Source organism: Faecalicatena contorta, from assembly GCF_003149105.1.
GTDB classification, from domain to species: domain Bacteria; phylum Bacillota; class Clostridia; order Lachnospirales; family Lachnospiraceae; genus Muricomes; species Muricomes contortus_C.
The window spans coordinates 17,160-33,152 of sequence record NZ_QGDS01000005.1 but is presented as its reverse complement, the minus strand read 5'-3'; the positions used below and the strand labels follow the sequence as shown (position 1 = coordinate 33,152).

Below are 15,993 nucleotides of genomic sequence, written 5' to 3'. Positions count from 1 at the left end.
AACTATGACTATTTTTAAGAAAAAAACAACTGACATTCAGGAAACAAAGAAACTGCCTATGACCGGAAAGGTTAGGAAAGGCTTCCGTGCTTATTGCACAATGGTCATTGTCGGTGCGTTGGCACTTGGAATGACAACCACTGCATTTGCAGCGAATGACCCGCTTACCGTAGTCAACAATCTGTCTGACTTTATCTTCGGACTTATCCGTGCCATCGGTATGATTTTGCTTGGCTTTGGTATCGTGCAGGTCGGTCTTTCGCTCAAATCTCACGACCCTTCTCAGAGAGCCAATGGCTTCCTGACTCTTGCGGGTGGTGTCATTATCACTTTTGCGAAAGAAATCCTTACTCTTATCACAGGCTAAGATAAGAGTTACACAGTTATCGAGGGGTGTGCCAAGTTAAGGAACACCCCTTAATTGTAAGGAGGTGCTTTGAATGAGTGATAACTGGGTAGTTCAAAATCTTGAAAATGCCCTTGAAACTTGGAATGAAAAACTGTCGGAAATATGGACGCTCATCACAACTACACCGCAGAACTTTAAGGGCGGGAATATCTGGAAGGTTATCGTTGACATCAACGGTGCAGTTCAGGCTATCGGGCTTGCATTGCTTGTATTGTTTTTTGTGATAGGTATGGTAAAGACCTGCGGAAGTTTTACAGATGTGAAGAAACCGGAACACGCACTGAAACTCTTTGTTCGTTTTGCACTGGCGAAAGGTGTTATCACATACGGAATGGAGCTTATGCTTGCATTATTTAATATCGTGCAAGGGACAATTTCAACCATTATGAATGCTGCCGGATTTGGAACTCCGGAACAGACGACCTTGCCCGCAGAGATGGTAACGACCATAGAGGATTGCGGATTTTTTGAGAGTATCCCTTTGTGGGCGGTAACACTTATCGGAGGATTATTTATTACGGTGCTGTCGTTTATTCTGATAATGACGGTGTACGGAAGATTTTTTAAGTTGTATATGTACACAGCACTTGCACCGATACCGCTTTCCACATTTGCAGGAGAACCGACACAGAATGTCGGCAAGAGTTTTATCAAGAGCTATTGTGCAGTTCTGCTTGAAGGGGCAGTCATTGTACTTGCTTGTATTATTTTCTCTGTATTTGCTTCTTCGCCGCCAGTAGTGAATCCTGATGCAGCGGCAGTTACGCAGGTGTGGGCATATATCGGGGAACTGGTATTTAATATGCTTGTTCTTGTCGGTGCAGTAAAAATGTCTGACCGTATTATCCGAGAGATGATGGGACTTTAAGGAGAGATTTTGAGATGAACCAAAGAGATTGTAAGAAATGTGTTTACTATGGCGGTAAACGGAAAGGCAAAGTCTTTTGCCTGAATGATAAATGCGTGAGGGAGAAAGACCGAAACCGCAGGAAAGGAAACAGATATGGAAGTAAAAATTAACCGAGAAATCAGAAATTATACAGAGTCAATGTTTTTTGGACTGTCGCTCAGACAGTTCATTTTTTCTGTTCTCGCTTGTGGCGTTGCAGTAGGACTGTATTTCTTGCTCAGACCGTATGTTGGCACAGAAACCGTATCGTGGGTGTGCATTTTGGGTGCTGCCCCGTTTGCGGCACTTGGCTTTGTGAAGTACAACGGTATGACCGCAGAAAAAGCAATCTATGCGTGGATAAAATCGGAGTTTTTGATGCCGAAGAAGCTGGTGTTTCACTCCATCAATGTGTATTACGAACTGATGAAGCCAAGCATTGAACAGAAGCAGAAGGAGGTATTGAAGTCAAATGATTAAGACTCTTACGAACCTGTTTAAGCAGGATAAAGAAAAATTTGTTGTACCGAAAGGGGTGCAGGACGTGATTCCCGTGGCAGCTATCTTTGATGATGGCATTTTCAAAGTGGGAAAGGATAAATATTCAAAGACCTACCGCTTTACGGATATTAACTATGCAGTGGCGAGCCGTGAGGATAAGGAAGCGATGTTCCTTGAATATTCCGAACTTCTGAACTCACTTGACAGTGGTGCAACGACAAAAATCACAATCAATAACCGTCGGCTCAACAGACTGGATTTTGAGCAGACAATTCTGATTCCGACAACCGGAGATAATCTGGACGAGTATCGAGAGGAATATAACAAAATGCTTCTTGATAAGGCAACGGGTGCAAACTCCATTGTTCAGGATAAGTATATTACCATTTCCATCAATAAAAAGAGTGTGGAGGACGCAAGAACTTATTTTGCCCGTGTCGGTGCAGATTTGATTGCTCACTTCGGCAGACTTGGAAGTAAGTGCGTGGAACTGGAAACAGATGAAAGACTTCGTATTTTTCACGACTTTTATCGTGTGGGAGAGGAAAGCTCTTTCCATTTTGATATTAAGGAAACAAGAAAAAAGGGACACGATTTCAAGGATTATATCTGCCCTGACACAATGGAATTTGAAAAGGACTATTTCAAGATGGGAAACCGTTATGGAAGAGTCCTTTTTCTTCGTGAATATGCGTCCTATATCAAGGACAGTATGGTAGCGGAACTTACGGATATGAACAGAAATCTGATGATGTCCATTGATATTGTTCCCGTTCCGACTGATGAAGCAGTAAAAGAAGCAGAGAACCGTTTGCTTGGTGTGGAAACCAATATCACGAACTGGCAGCGTAGGCAGAATGCCAATAATAACTTCTCTGCAACCGTTCCGTATGATATGGAGCAGCAGAAGAAAGAAATGAAAGAGTTCCTCGATGACCTTACGACCCGTGACCAGAGAATGATGTTTGCTGTTATCACAATGGTTATTACGGCAGACAGTAAGGAACAGCTTGAGAATGATACGGAAGCATTGCTTACCACGGCAAGAAAACATCTTTGCCAGTTCGCAACACTGAGATTTCAGCAGGTAGATGGACTCAACACGGTAATGCCGTTTGGAACAAGAAAGATTGATGCGTTCAGAACACTTACCACGGAAAGCCTTTCGGTATTCATTCCGTTCAGGGTGCAGGATATTTTCCACGAGAACGGTATCTATTACGGTCAGAATGTTATCAGCAAAAATATGATTATCGCAGACCGTAAGCAGCTTTTGAATGGTAATTCTTTTATTCTTGGTGTATCCGGTGGCGGTAAGTCATTTGCGGCAAAGGGAGAAATCATCAATCAGGTGCTTTCTTCGGACGCAGATATTATCATCATCGACCCTGAGCGAGAGTATTCACAGCTTGTCAATGCGATGGGCGGAGAAGTAATCAATATTTCTGCTACTTCCGACAATCACATCAATGCAATGGATATGAATAAAGATTATGGCGACGGTGCAAACCCTGTCATTTTGAAATCTGAGTTCATTATGTCCCTTTGTGAACAGCTTATCGGCGGAACAAATCTCGGAGCAAAGCAGAAGTCTATCATCGACCGTTGCACGGCAAGCGTGTACCGCAGTTATCAGCAGAATGACTATCAGGGACATATACCGACCTTGCAGGATTTCAGGGCAGAACTTTTACAGCAGGACGAACCGGAAGCAAAGGAACTGGCACTTGCCATTGAGCTTTTTACGCATGGTTCTCTGAACACTTTTGCAAAGCAGACGAATGTGGATACCAATAACCGTCTTATCTGCTATGACATTCTTGACTTGGGTAAACAGCTTATGCCGATTGGTATGCTTGTTGTCCTTGACTCTATTTTGAACCGTATCACACAGAACCGTGCAAAGGGTAAGAATACTTTTATCTTTATTGATGAGATTTATCTTCTGTTCCAGCACGAATACTCTGCAAACTTCCTCTTTACCTTGTGGAAGCGTGTGAGAAAATACGGTGCATACGCAAGTGGAATCACTCAGAATGTCGATGACCTTTTGCAGAGCCACACAGCGAGAACAATGCTTGCAAACTCAGAGTTCATTATTATGCTGAATCAGGCTTCCACAGACAGGCTTGAGCTTGCAAAACTTCTGAATATTTCCGACCTTCAGATGTCCTATATTACGAATGTGGAAGCAGGACACGGACTTATCAAGGTGGGAAGTTCGCTTGTACCGTTTGCAAACAAATTCCCTAAGAACACGAAACTTTATAAACTGATGACGACCAAGCCGGGCGAAGCATAAGGAGGGATTTATAATGTCTAAAATTCAATTTCGCAATGCTGCACACAGAGATTTTGTATTGGAAAATCTGGATAAGTGTAAAGTCAATGACTGCTATCACAGAGCATTTTTCTATGTGATGGGGATTTCAGAAGAAACGAGAATGAACATCGGAAAGATGTTTGATTTCAAGAGGGACTGTATCATACCGGAAGGTATGCACGGCGGTTGGCAGACAAGTGGCACAGTCAAGGTCTGCCACCTTGCCTTTAATCTCTGGAATGGATTTACGGAAGAAGGCAGGGAAAATCTCTATACACCGGAGGAATTGTTCTGTTGCGGATATGCGCCGTATTTTATGGAGGGTATCAAGCTGAGGTATCCGGAGTATTGCAGGGATTTGACTCCGCCTAAGAGAAACGATATGGAAAGGTAAGAGAAAATGAGCAGAAAAATCTATATTATTATTGCGGTGGTGCTTACGGTATTGTTGTCTGTAAGCACCTTCTTTATTATCCGTAATCACATTGACTCTGCCAAGCAGAATGAAGTCTATGATAACCTTGCGGAGATTGTGGAGGACGAGCCGCCAAAGGAAAATGAGGGCGTGACGTTTTCGGAAGATAAGGACTATCTTGCAGAATATCTTGAACTCTATCGGCAGAATGAGGATATGGTTGGTTGGATAAAGGTTGAAGATACCAATATCAATTATCCGGTCGTGCAGTCTGTAAATGAGCCGAACTTCTATCTGAAGCACAAGTTTGATAAGACCTATTCCGCTTATGGCTGTCCATATGTGCAGGAAAATTGTGATGTGCAGAAACCTTCAGATAACATCATTATATACGGACACCATATGAATGACGGTTCTATGTTTACGGGACTGATGAAGTACAGAAATAAAAGCTTTTGGGAAGAACATAAGGATATTACTTTTGATACACTGACGGACAGACACCAGTATGAAGTGATTGCAGTCTTTAAGACGGTTGTTTATACAAACAGCTCCGACAGCTTTAAGTATTATGAGTTTACGGACGCAGAAAATGCGGCAGAGTTTGATGCGTATGTTGCCAAGTGCAAGGAACTTTCTCTGTATGATACCGGAGTATCGGTAGAGTATGGCGACAAGCTGATTTCTCTTTCTACTTGTGAATATTCAAGAAACAATGGCAGGCTTGTTGTTGTCGCTAAGAGAGTGGATTAAACCCCACTCTCTATTATTTTTCGAGAAAGGAGGAAACCGATGGCTGATATAAAAACAAGAGATACAAGCAAAGGTACAATCAAGACCATAAAAAAGGCAGCAGTTGCCACGGAGCGAATGAAGAAAGCCTATGTGATGACGAAAGATAAGGCAGAACATTCTACCAATGCTTCGGAAAATTCCGCAGAGGAATATGCTTCCGATAAAATCGAAGCGGCAACGGATAGGGCTGTTCACGAAACCGCATATCGTGCGGATAAAGTCGGCAGATGGGGTGTGCGTGAAACAAGACAGAATTATCAGAAAGCCAAAACGGGAATTGAGAATTTCAAGACCAAGCGTGCAGAGAAGCAGCTTCAAAAACAATCGGTCAATCCTGTCGGAAAACAGAGCATCCGAACTCTGGAGCGTACGGAGAAAACAATTAAACAGTCTGCAAGGTCGGCAGGAAATACGACAGTCAAGACCATATCGAAAGGTGCAACCAATACTGTTCAAAGGTCTGTTAAGACCGCAGAACAAACGGCAAAGACTTCTATTAAGACCACAAAAGAAGCTGCCATTATAGCACAGAAAACAGCAAAAACAACAGCCAAAGCAACACAGAAAGCGGCTCAGACGGCAAAGAAAGCGGCGAAAGCCACAGCAGATACCGTCAAAGCCACAGCGAAAGCTACTGTTGCGACAGTCAAAGCGATTATTGCAGGGACAAAAGCACTTGTAGCAGCAATCGCAGCAGGCGGTTGGATAGCGGTGCTGATTATTATGATTGTCGTGTTGTTTGGTGCTGCCGTAGCAATGTTCGGAGGAGGGAGTGACAGTAATTCCTATACTCCAGTAAGTGCAGAGGTAGAAGCCTACGAACCCATCATACAGAAATATGCCAAAGAGTACGGCATTCCTGAGTATGTAGAACTTATCAAGGCGGTTATGATGCAGGAAAGCGGCGGCAGAGGACTTGACCCTATGCAGGCAGCAGAAGGAAGTTTCAATACGAAGTATCCGCACGAACCTAATGGAATTAAAGACCCTGAGTATTCTATCCAGTGTGGTGTTCAGGAATTGAAAGCGGCTCTTACTTCGGCAGAAGTGGAAAGTCCGATAGATATGGAGCATATCAAACTTGCCCTGCAAGGCTACAACTTCGGTAATGGGTATATTTCTTGGGCAAAAACCAATTATGGTGGATATTCCTATGCCAATGCAGTAGAATTTTCGACAATGCAGGCTTCCAGACTTGGATGGAGCAGTTATGGAGATACGCAGTATGTCGCTCACGTTCTGAGGTACTATCCGTATGGGCGTGCTTTTACTGCTGGAGGTAATCAGGCGATTGTTGAGGTTGCTTTGACGCAGCTAGGCAATCAGGGAGGACAACCTTACTGGAGTTGGTACGGTTTTGACAGCCGAGTGGAATGGTGTGCCTGCTTCGTATCTTGGTGTGCTGACCAATGCGGGTATATTGAAAGCGGACTTGTTCCTAAATTTGCAGGTTGCGTAGACGGTGCAAACTGGTTTAAGTCAAACGGGAAATGGCAAAACCGCACTTATGAACCAAAGACGGGAGATATTATTTTCTTCGATTGGGAGGGCGACGGTACAACAGACCACGTTGGTATCGTAGAGAAGTGTGAGAATGGTACAGTTTATACCGTAGAGGGCAACTCAGGCGACGCCTGCAAGCAAAGACAGTACACAGTCGGAAGCAGCAATATCTATGGATACGGTATTCCGGCATATTAAAAATTCCAGACAGTGTCTGGAAAATCGAAAAGATGGCTGCTCAGTTGAGTAGCCATCGGGTACATTATGAGAAATCGGTTGTTTCTCTGTTATTCAGGAAAATATGGTGTGTGTGATAAGTGAAGCTGAAAAGCATATCGGCATTTTCTTTACTGCCGTCTAAAAAGGAAATATCATCGGCAAGGATAAAAAGAATTGCTAACAGCTTCTTGATATATCCAGTGTAGCAGGTATAATCTACATAGATGTTGGCGATATATCCCTCGGCAAATTCTATCAGGTCAGCGTCAATTTCAAAGCTATTGGATAGTTCGTAAACGGTCTTGATGAATTTGTCCTTGTCAGCAATTCGCTCTTTACTTGGAACACTTTTGCGGTTCTTCTGTATAAATTTCAAAAAATCATCAGCTTCCGTAAAGTCGGGAGTGATTGCGTTGCCAGTTCGCAAATCTGTTTTGTAATCCTCAAATTTCTCTTTTTCAAACCGATTACTGAATATTATCTTTTGTTCGTCCATTCCTTTTTACCCCTAAGTTTATTCTATGGAGATTGTTTAACTTGGCTCTTGGGTTGTGATTTGTCTTTCGCCATTAACAATCGTGAATTACTACTTTTATAGTATAACATAAAAATAGTTGGGAATCATCACTAATAGTTGGTTTGACTTCCTTTGGGTGCGTGTGATTTGAAATTGACTTAACCTATACTATTAGTTATGAAAACACACTGAGGGAGGTGATGTGATGAAGCTCGATACAATCGGCAAGAATATAAGAAAGTTCCGACTTGCGAGGAAATTACGCCAAGAAGATTTGGCTGAGAAAACAGATTTGACAACAAATTATATTGGGATGGTTGAGCGTGGAGAGAAAATTCCGTCACTCGAAACTTTCATAAAGATAGTAAATGCTTTAGGTGTATCATCGGATATGGTTCTTACAGATGTCCTGGAAACGGGATATACGGTCAAGAACTCTATGCTGAATGAGAAGCTTGAAAAACTTGCTCCTGAAGATAGAAACAGAATTTATGAAGTCATAGATACACTTGTGAAGCAGTCAAAGCAAATACTTCCATAAAACACAGAAGTTCGTCCTAATCGACGAGCTTTCTTTTTTTCAGTATAAAAAATTTCTGCTATCGACAAATTTTTCGGGACTTCGACAGAGCAAATATGCTATAACAACAACTGTCAGTGATAGACACATACTAATAGACATAGGAGGAAGTAGAAGTGAACGACATTTTCAGACAAATAGCGAAAGAAAATGGAACAACCGAAAAAGCAGTAAAAGAGGAAATGCAGTTTGCAATTCGGGAAGCAATGAAAAGTGCCGAACCGGAAGCAATCGCTTTTTGGAAAGCAGTTGCACCGGACGGAAAAGAGCCGCCGATAGAAAAGGTCATAGCAATGATTGCATTGAATGTTAATAATAGAATGTATAATTGAGGTGCTTCGGCATCTCTTTTTTATTATTCTTTAAAAGAGTCGTATTAGGTGTTTGTAAAAAGTGACACCTTAGTGCCTGAAAGGTTACATTTCTGTCCGAAATCTTGAAATGCTTGAAAATTTAATATATAATGTTAAATGACTAACTGTAACGAAGAAGAATTATAAGATGAAGAGGTGTTACTGATGAAGATATGCTATAACAAACTTCAAAAACTTATGATTGATAATCAGATGAAAAGACAGGATTTAATGCGTGCAGCTCAAATTACATCATATGCTGCAACGAAGATAAATAAGAATGAGCCGGTATCTCTTGAAGTACTGATGAGGATATGTCAGGTGTTTCACTGCGACATCGGAGATATATGCGAAGTTATTTTAGATGAGTAGAAGCTCGATAGGGTCATAAGTACAAGAGGCGGGAGAATTTACAATGGAATTGATAAATAATACAACAAAAACATTAAGAGATGATTTATCAGTTGAAATCAAGGAGGGAAGCAAGCTGTCAATTGCGGCGGCATGCTTCTCTATTTATGCTTTTCAGGAATTAAAAAAACAATTATTAGACATAGATGAATTACGATTTATATTTACCTCTCCGACTTTTATAACAGAAAAGGCAAAAAAGGAAAAACGAGAATTTTATATTCCACGACTGAATCGTGAGCGTAGTTTGTATGGTACGGAATTTGAAATAAAACTTAGGAATGAACTTACGCAGAAAGCAATAGCAAAGGAATGTGCAGAATGGATTAAAAAGAAGGTCAGCTTCAAATCTAATATAAGTGATAAGACAATTCAGGGTAGCATTGTTGTAGATGATGTAGGCTATACTCCGATTAACAATTTTACAACAATTGAACTAGGCTGCGAAAAGGGTAATGTAATCAGTACAACCATTGTTAAGGACAATTCCTTGGCAAAGACCTTACTTGCAGATTTTAATGAGATTTGGAACGATAATAAGGTATTGCAAGAAGTTACCGATGAGGTAATTGACAGCATTACAGCAGCATATAATGAGAATTCTCCGGACTTTATCTATTTTGTGACATTGTACAATATTTTTAATGAATTTCTGGAAGATGTTTCAGAAGATGTGTTGCCTAATGAAGCAACGGGATTTAAAGATAGCAAAATTTGGAGTATGTTGTATAACTTCCAAAAAGACGCAGCTCTTGCTATCATCAATAAACTTGAAAAATACAACGGATGTATTCTTGCAGACAGTGTAGGTCTTGGTAAAACATTTACGGCACTTGCTGTTATTAAATATTATGAAAACAGAAATAAATCTGTACTTGTACTTTGCCCTAAAAAGCTGACGAATAACTGGAATACATATAAAGATAATTATGTCAATAATCCGATTGCTTCTGACCGTTTGAGATACGATGTGCTTTATCATACCGACCTTAACAGAATACACGGAAAATCCAACGGTCTTGACCTCGACAGATTAAATTGGGGTAACTATGACCTTGTCGTTATTGATGAATCACATAATTTCCGTAACGGAGGAAAAATAGTCGAAAATCCAGATGAAAATGATAAAGAAAATAGATATGTAAAACTCCTAAAAAAAGTTATTCGTGCAGGCGTAAAAACAAAAGTGCTTATGCTTTCAGCTACACCAGTAAATAACCGTTTTAATGATTTGAAAAACCAGCTGGCACTTGCGTATGAAGGTCATACGGAGTACATAGATGATAAATTAAATACAACACGTTCCATTGACGATATATTTAAAAATGCACAAAGAGCATTTAATACTTGGAGTAAATGGGAGCCTTGCGATAGAACGACAGAGAACTTGCTTAAAATGCTTGATTTTGATTTTTTTGAAGTGTTGGACAGCGTTACGATTGCCCGTTCAAGAAAGCATATTCAGAAGTATTATGATACGTCTGATATAGGTACATTTCCGACAAGGTTAAAACCTATATCACTAAGACCGCATTTGACTGACCTTAAATCAGCAATTACATATAATCAGATATTTGAACAACTTATGCTGCTGACGTTAACTATATATACACCGACACATTTTATTCTTCCGAGTAAGATGGAAAAGTATGCTCAAATATATGAGGACAATAAAGTAAATGTCGGATTTACGCAGGCAAATCGTGAACAGGGTATCCGTAGACTTACTGCAATCAATTTAATGAAGCGTATGGAAAGCTCTGTTTATTCTTTCAATTTAACGCTTACTCGAATTAAGGAGTTGATTGAAAGCACCATTAAGACAATCGAGGAATTTGATAAATATTCTGATACAAGTCTTGAGCTTACCGATATTTCAGATATAAATGAGTTTGACGATGAAGACCAGAATACAGATGACTTATTCTCTTTTGGGAAAAAGGTAAAAATCAGTCTTGCGGATATGGATTATGTATCATGGCGAGATAGCCTGAAAAAAGACCAAGATACACTGGAGCTTCTTACTCTTATGGTCGGGGATATAACGCCGGAACATGATTTGAAACTGCAAGAATTGATGAAGATAATTGACAATAAGTTAAGTCATCCAATAAACGAGGGAAACAAAAAGGTCATTGTATTTACAGCTTTTGCTGATACAGCAAGATACCTTTACGACAATGTAAGTACTTATGTGAAAGAAAAATATGGATTGAATACAGCTATGGTATCCGGTTCAGTTGAGGGACGCACAACTTGTCCAAAATTAAAAAATGACCTGAATACGGTATTGACTTGCTTTTCGCCAATCTCAAAGGACAAAAAACTGTTAATGCCGAATGATAATACAGAAATTGATTTCCTTATTGCTACCGACTGTATTTCAGAAGGTCAGAACTTGCAGGATTGCGACTATCTGATAAATTATGATATACATTGGAATCCGGTTCGTATTATCCAGCGTTTCGGACGTATTGACCGTATCGGAAGTAAAAATAAAGTTATTCAGCTTGTAAACTTTTGGCCTGATGTAACTCTTGACGAGTACATCAATCTAAAAGCAAAAGTTGAAACCCGTATGAAGATTGTAGATATGACGGCAACGGGCGACGACAATCTTCTGAGTGATGAAGAAAAGACAGACCTTGAATATAGAAAAGCACAGCTTAGACGATTGCAGGATGAAGTTGTAGATATTGAGGATATGACAACTGGAATATCAATAATGGATTTAGGACTTAATGAATTCCGACTTGATTTGCTTGACTACATTAAGCATCATCCGGATATAGATAAATCTCCGTTTGGACTTCATGCAGTGGCTAGGTCAACTGATGATACTCCGGCAGGGGTAATCTATGTACTGAAAAATCGCTCTAATAGCGTGAATATTGATAATCAGAACAGACTTCACCCATTCTATATGGTGTATATCAGTAATGATGGAGAAGTTATTTGCGACCATTTGTCTCCAAAGGAAATGCTTGATAAAATGCGTTATCTTTGTAAAGGAAAAACAGAAGCGGACGCAGAACTTTGTAAACAATTCAATAAAGAAACACGTGATGGAAGAAATATGTCGCAGTATTCTAACTTGCTTGGAGATGCTATTGCTTCCATTATCGAAGTGAAAGATGAGAGTGATATAGACAGCTTCTTAGGTGGCGGTCAGATTAGTTTCCTGAGTAGTGAGATAAAAGGATTGAATGACTTTGAACTAATATGTTTTTTAGTTGTGAAATAAGAGGAGGACGAAATGCTCGGATTGCCAAAAACAACGGAAATGAGTAAGCAGCTTCCGAAAAAAGCAATTTATACGAAATTTCAAATGAATACAGTAGCAAAAGAAAAAATTGATGCTGATATTTCAAGAATCACGATAGTAAATGAGATTGCTCCCAATAAGGTCAATATTCCTTCCGGAGAGGACGTAAAAAGCTTTTTTGTTTTGCTCGTTTCTCTTAAAAAGAAAGAATATGACGAAAAAACGATAGCGACGCTTTCTAAGTTGATACCGCAAAATATTTTATTTGTTCTTGAATATGAGGATGAAAGTAGACTTGCTATTTACCATACAAAGGTAATGCAGACAGCGTGGATGCCGACAGAAGAACAAAAGGTTGAACTTAAAGGGTTAAATCTCGATACTGTCTGGGAGAATATCGTTATTGCTGTCGGCGGAGTGAATATAGAAAAAGGGAATTCGCTTGATGAACAGATAGAGATAAATGAAAAAAAGCAGAAGCTCGAAAAAGAGATTGCAAAACTTGAAAAGCAGGCAAGGGCAGAGAAGCAGCCTAAAAAGAAGTTTGAATTAGTGCAAGCAGAAAAGAGACTTAAAGAGAAGCTTAAATTATTGGAGGGATAAGGATGTCAGTTGACCAGTATCAGAGGGCTGTAAATGGGTTAGATAAAGAAATTGCAGACCTTGAAAAAAAGAAAGCTGCAAAAGATAAAGATATAGCGTCTTTACAGAATAAAATTGTTTCGACACAAAAATCTATTAATAAGAATACATCACAAAGCTCTCTCAATAGTAAGAGAAGACAGATTGCTTCTTGTGAATCAGATATAGCAAAAAAGAGTAAGGATAGTGCAGACCTTGGCAAGAAGATAGCTGAGAAGAGAAAGAAACGTTCAGATGCGTACTTGAAACTTCAAAAAGAACAGCAGAATGAACAGAAGAAACAGGACAGGGCAAGTCAGCGTTTGCAGGCATCTTATGAAAATCGTATAGATGAACTTCAACAGCAATTAGCAAATTCTGTTGTACTTCCTCAACAGAATAATGGTGAAAGAGAAGAGGCATATGATGTATTTGTTTCTCATGCATGGGAAGATAAAGAAGATTTTGTCGATGAATTTGTCGATGAATTGAAAAAGCAGGGACTTAAAGTCTGGTATGATACAAATAAGCTTAAATGGGGCGACTCCATGAGAGAAAAAATTGACAAAGGATTGGCTAAATCCAGATATGGTGTTGTCGTTTTATCTCCCAATTATATTGCAGAACACAAATATTGGACGAAGGCTGAACTGAATGGTTTGTTTCAGGTTGAGAGTATCAATGGGAAAGTAATTCTTCCGATATGGCACAATTTGACCAAGAAGCAGGTTGTAGAATACAGCCCAATTATTGCAGACCGTAAGGCAATGACGACTGCTTCAATGACAGCAGAAGAAATAGCAGTTCAATTGAAAGAATTATTTATGCCTGAAGCTACAGAAAAAACTATATCATAAACCATAAATCGGAGGAAAAAGAAAATGGACAAACTCAAGATGCAGACTGTTAATAAGGCTGATGAGAATTTTAAGAAGTTAGCGGCAATGTTCCCTAATGCCGTCACAGAAACAATTGATGAAAACGGCGAAGCGGTTCGTGCTATTGATAAGGACGTACTTATGCAGGAAATTTCTTGCAAGGTTGTTGATGGAAATGAGGAACGCTATCAGTTTACTTGGCCTGACAAGAAGAAGTCGGTTCTTCTTGCCAATGCACCGATAAACAAAACATTGCGTCCTGTTCGAGATAATGAAACAATCCCGACTGGAGCAGACAGTGGGGGAAACCCATATTGCAGTAGTGGTAGTGTGGATTTTGATAATACAGAAAACCTTTATATTGAGGGAGATAATCTTGAAGTATTAAAACTCTTGCAGGAAACATATCTCGGGAAAATTAAAATGATATATATAGACCCTCCGTATAATACGGGACATGATTTTGTTTATTCAGACACTTTTACTCAGTCAATAGACGATTATGTTAATAATAGCGGTCAAATCGATGAAGAGGGAAATGTGTTGTTTCAAAATATGGAGAGCAATGGACGTTTTCATACTGACTGGTTAAATATGATTTATCCACGCCTAAAACTTGCAAAAACACTTTTGTCAGAAGATGGCTTGATTTTTATTTCTATCGACGAAAATGAAGTTGAGAATCTCAAAAAAATGTGCAATGAAGTATTAGGCGAGAGTAATTTTTTAACTTGTGTTACTCGAGCTACTGGAACCCCAACGGGTGGTGGATTTGATGGACTTGTTAATGAGCTGGATTATATGTTGATTTATGCAAAAAATGCTACTGAAGCAACTATAAACGGATTGGAAATGAGTGAAGAAGACTCCAAAATATATGACCAAGTGGACGAACAGGGGCGTTATCTAATTAGACCATTGCGTCGTACAGGAGGCGAAGATAGAAGAGAAGATAGACCTACTATGTATTTTCCGATTATTGCACCAGATGGAACAGAAGTGTATCCAATCGGTCCAACAGGATATGAAAGTAGGTGGATTTGTTCTCCTGATACAGCAAAAAAATTGGCAGATAATAATATGCTTGCGTGGAAACAGGTGAATAAAAATGGGGAAACGAAATGGCAAGTATACCAAAAATTTTATTTAGAAAATAGAAAAAAAGCTCCCGGAAATTTATGGACTGATGTTGAGGGCAATAAAAAAGCTACAAGAGATGTAAGAGACATATTTGATAGTAAAAAAATCTTTGATTTTCCGAAGCCAGTTGGGTTTTTGAAGAAAGCTATTTCTATCGGTGCTAATGATGATTCAATTATCATGGATTTCTTTTCAGGTTCAGCAACAATTGCACAAGCAATAATGCAACTTAATGCCGAAGATGGAGGTGGCAGGAAGTTTGTGATAATACAGTTACCAGAAATACCAGACGAAAAATCTGAAGCACATAAGGCGGGATATAAGAACATTTGCGAAATCGGAAAAGAGCGTATTCGTCGTGTAGGTGTAAAAATCAAGGAAGAGGCTGGATTTGTATCATCGAAACTCGATGTGGGATTCCGTGTATTGAAGTGCGACAGCTCCAATATGAAAGATGTGTATTATAATCCTGCGGAGTATGAACCATCACTGTTTACAAGACTTGAGGATAATATCAAAGAGGACAGAACACCAGAAGATTTACTGTTCCAAGTTATGCTTGATTTAGGTGTACTTCTTTCGAGCAAAATTGAGGAAACTACTATTGCTGGAAAGAGAGTGTTCAATGTTGAAGAGAATTACTTGATTGCTTGCTTTGATGACAACGTAACTGAAGAAGCGATTACAGAGATTGCAAAACAGAAACCATACTATTTTGTTATGCGTGACAGCTCAATGGCAAACGATAGTGTCGCAACTAATTTTGAGCAGATTTTTGCTGCATACAGTCCTGACACAGTAAGGAAGGTGCTGTAATGGATTTTAGCGGTTTTACATTACCCGATTTAACCCCAAGAATAGATACATCGTTTATTGAAGAAATGAATAGGCGAAATCAAGAAATGCTTGATAACATTACACCGTTAAATGAGGTTCTTGCTGAGGAAATCAAGCCGATACTTGAAGGAAATCAGAAAGTGGTAGAGGGGCTTAATGATAACTACTCAAAACTTAACGATTTGTATCTATTGAAAGAGAAAGAACTGGAAGAAAGCAAACAGGAAGCGGAAAAAGCAAAAAAGTATAATACAAAGATGTTGGTTATTGCACTTGTTTCTGCTGGTATTGCATTGGCTTCTCTTGTTGCCAGTATTCTTATCGCTGTTCTATAAGG

The 15,993-nt window shown here is 39.5% G+C and carries 16 protein-coding genes; 15 read left to right on the top strand and 1 reads right to left on the bottom strand.

Annotated elements, in window-relative coordinates; translation table 11 throughout:
- Positions 1-4 precede the first annotated feature (4 nt).
- From A8805_RS09850 to A8805_RS09820, 7 genes are all read left to right on the top strand, one after another.
- On the top strand, positions 5-367 hold the full coding sequence (locus A8805_RS09850; RefSeq protein ID WP_109710615.1) for a glutamyl-tRNA amidotransferase: 363 nt from the start codon (positions 5-7) through the stop codon (positions 365-367).
- Positions 368-440: 73 nt separating this feature from the next.
- Positions 441-1,277: a hypothetical protein gene (locus A8805_RS09845; protein ID WP_002594677.1), complete on the top strand. Its 837-nt coding sequence runs from the start codon at positions 441-443 to the stop codon at positions 1,275-1,277.
- 135 nt (positions 1,278-1,412) lie between these two features.
- Positions 1,413-1,778 (top strand): PrgI family protein, encoded by a 366-nt coding sequence (locus A8805_RS09840; protein ID WP_109710612.1) that lies wholly within the window; start codon positions 1,413-1,415, stop codon positions 1,776-1,778.
- Complete coding sequence (locus A8805_RS09835) at positions 1,771-4,101, top strand: VirB4-like conjugal transfer ATPase, CD1110 family (RefSeq protein WP_055062744.1); 2,331 nt, start codon at positions 1,771-1,773, stop codon at positions 4,099-4,101. The genes A8805_RS09840 and A8805_RS09835 overlap by 8 nt, the downstream gene beginning before the upstream one ends.
- A gap of 13 nt (positions 4,102-4,114) precedes the next feature.
- The gene (locus tag A8805_RS09830) at positions 4,115-4,516 is read left to right on the top strand and encodes a DUF6075 family protein (RefSeq protein ID WP_002594682.1); all 402 of its coding nucleotides are present in this window, start codon (positions 4,115-4,117) and stop codon (positions 4,514-4,516) included.
- A 6-nt stretch (positions 4,517-4,522) separates the two neighbouring features.
- Complete coding sequence (gene srtB, locus A8805_RS09825) at positions 4,523-5,290, top strand: class B sortase (RefSeq protein WP_109710610.1); 768 nt, start codon at positions 4,523-4,525, stop codon at positions 5,288-5,290.
- A 39-nt stretch (positions 5,291-5,329) separates the two neighbouring features.
- Positions 5,330-7,033 (top strand): lysozyme family protein, encoded by a 1,704-nt coding sequence (locus tag A8805_RS09820; RefSeq protein WP_109710607.1) that lies wholly within the window; start codon positions 5,330-5,332, stop codon positions 7,031-7,033.
- Positions 7,034-7,097: 64 nt separating this feature from the next.
- Here the strand turns inward: A8805_RS09820 and A8805_RS09815 are convergent, their stop codons facing one another.
- Positions 7,098-7,550 carry a hypothetical protein gene (locus A8805_RS09815; protein WP_109710604.1) on the bottom strand — a complete coding sequence of 151 codons (453 nt, stop codon included), beginning with the start codon at positions 7,548-7,550 and terminating at the stop codon, positions 7,098-7,100.
- 226 nt (positions 7,551-7,776) lie between these two features.
- On the opposite strand from A8805_RS09815, the gene A8805_RS09810 reads away from it, so the two are divergent.
- The 8 genes from A8805_RS09810 (at position 7,777) to A8805_RS09775 (ending at position 15,991) form a co-directional block, all read left to right on the top strand.
- Positions 7,777-8,112, top strand: a complete 336-nt coding sequence (locus tag A8805_RS09810; RefSeq protein WP_002594686.1) for a helix-turn-helix domain-containing protein — start codon at positions 7,777-7,779, stop codon at positions 8,110-8,112.
- A gap of 155 nt (positions 8,113-8,267) precedes the next feature.
- Positions 8,268-8,483, top strand: coding sequence for a hypothetical protein (locus A8805_RS09805; RefSeq protein WP_002594687.1), 216 nt, complete (start codon positions 8,268-8,270; stop codon positions 8,481-8,483).
- Positions 8,484-8,669: 186 nt separating this feature from the next.
- Positions 8,670-8,876 (top strand): helix-turn-helix domain-containing protein, encoded by a 207-nt coding sequence (locus tag A8805_RS09800; protein WP_109710600.1) that lies wholly within the window; start codon positions 8,670-8,672, stop codon positions 8,874-8,876.
- Positions 8,877-8,919: 43 nt separating this feature from the next.
- The gene (locus A8805_RS09795; RefSeq protein WP_109710598.1) at positions 8,920-12,159 is read left to right on the top strand and encodes a helicase-related protein; all 3,240 of its coding nucleotides are present in this window, start codon (positions 8,920-8,922) and stop codon (positions 12,157-12,159) included.
- A gap of 12 nt (positions 12,160-12,171) precedes the next feature.
- The gene (locus A8805_RS09790) at positions 12,172-12,783 is read left to right on the top strand and encodes a DUF4391 domain-containing protein (RefSeq protein ID WP_109710594.1); all 612 of its coding nucleotides are present in this window, start codon (positions 12,172-12,174) and stop codon (positions 12,781-12,783) included.
- Positions 12,784-12,785: 2 nt separating this feature from the next.
- Positions 12,786-13,658: a toll/interleukin-1 receptor domain-containing protein gene (locus A8805_RS09785; protein ID WP_109710590.1), complete on the top strand. Its 873-nt coding sequence runs from the start codon at positions 12,786-12,788 to the stop codon at positions 13,656-13,658.
- 24 nt (positions 13,659-13,682) lie between these two features.
- Positions 13,683-15,635: a site-specific DNA-methyltransferase gene (locus A8805_RS09780; protein WP_109710588.1), complete on the top strand. Its 1,953-nt coding sequence runs from the start codon at positions 13,683-13,685 to the stop codon at positions 15,633-15,635.
- Entirely contained in the window at positions 15,635-15,991 is a 357-nt protein-coding gene (locus A8805_RS09775; protein WP_109710586.1) for a hypothetical protein, read from the top strand. The genes A8805_RS09780 and A8805_RS09775 overlap by 1 nt, the downstream gene beginning before the upstream one ends.
- The last annotated feature ends 2 nt before the right edge of the window (positions 15,992-15,993 follow it).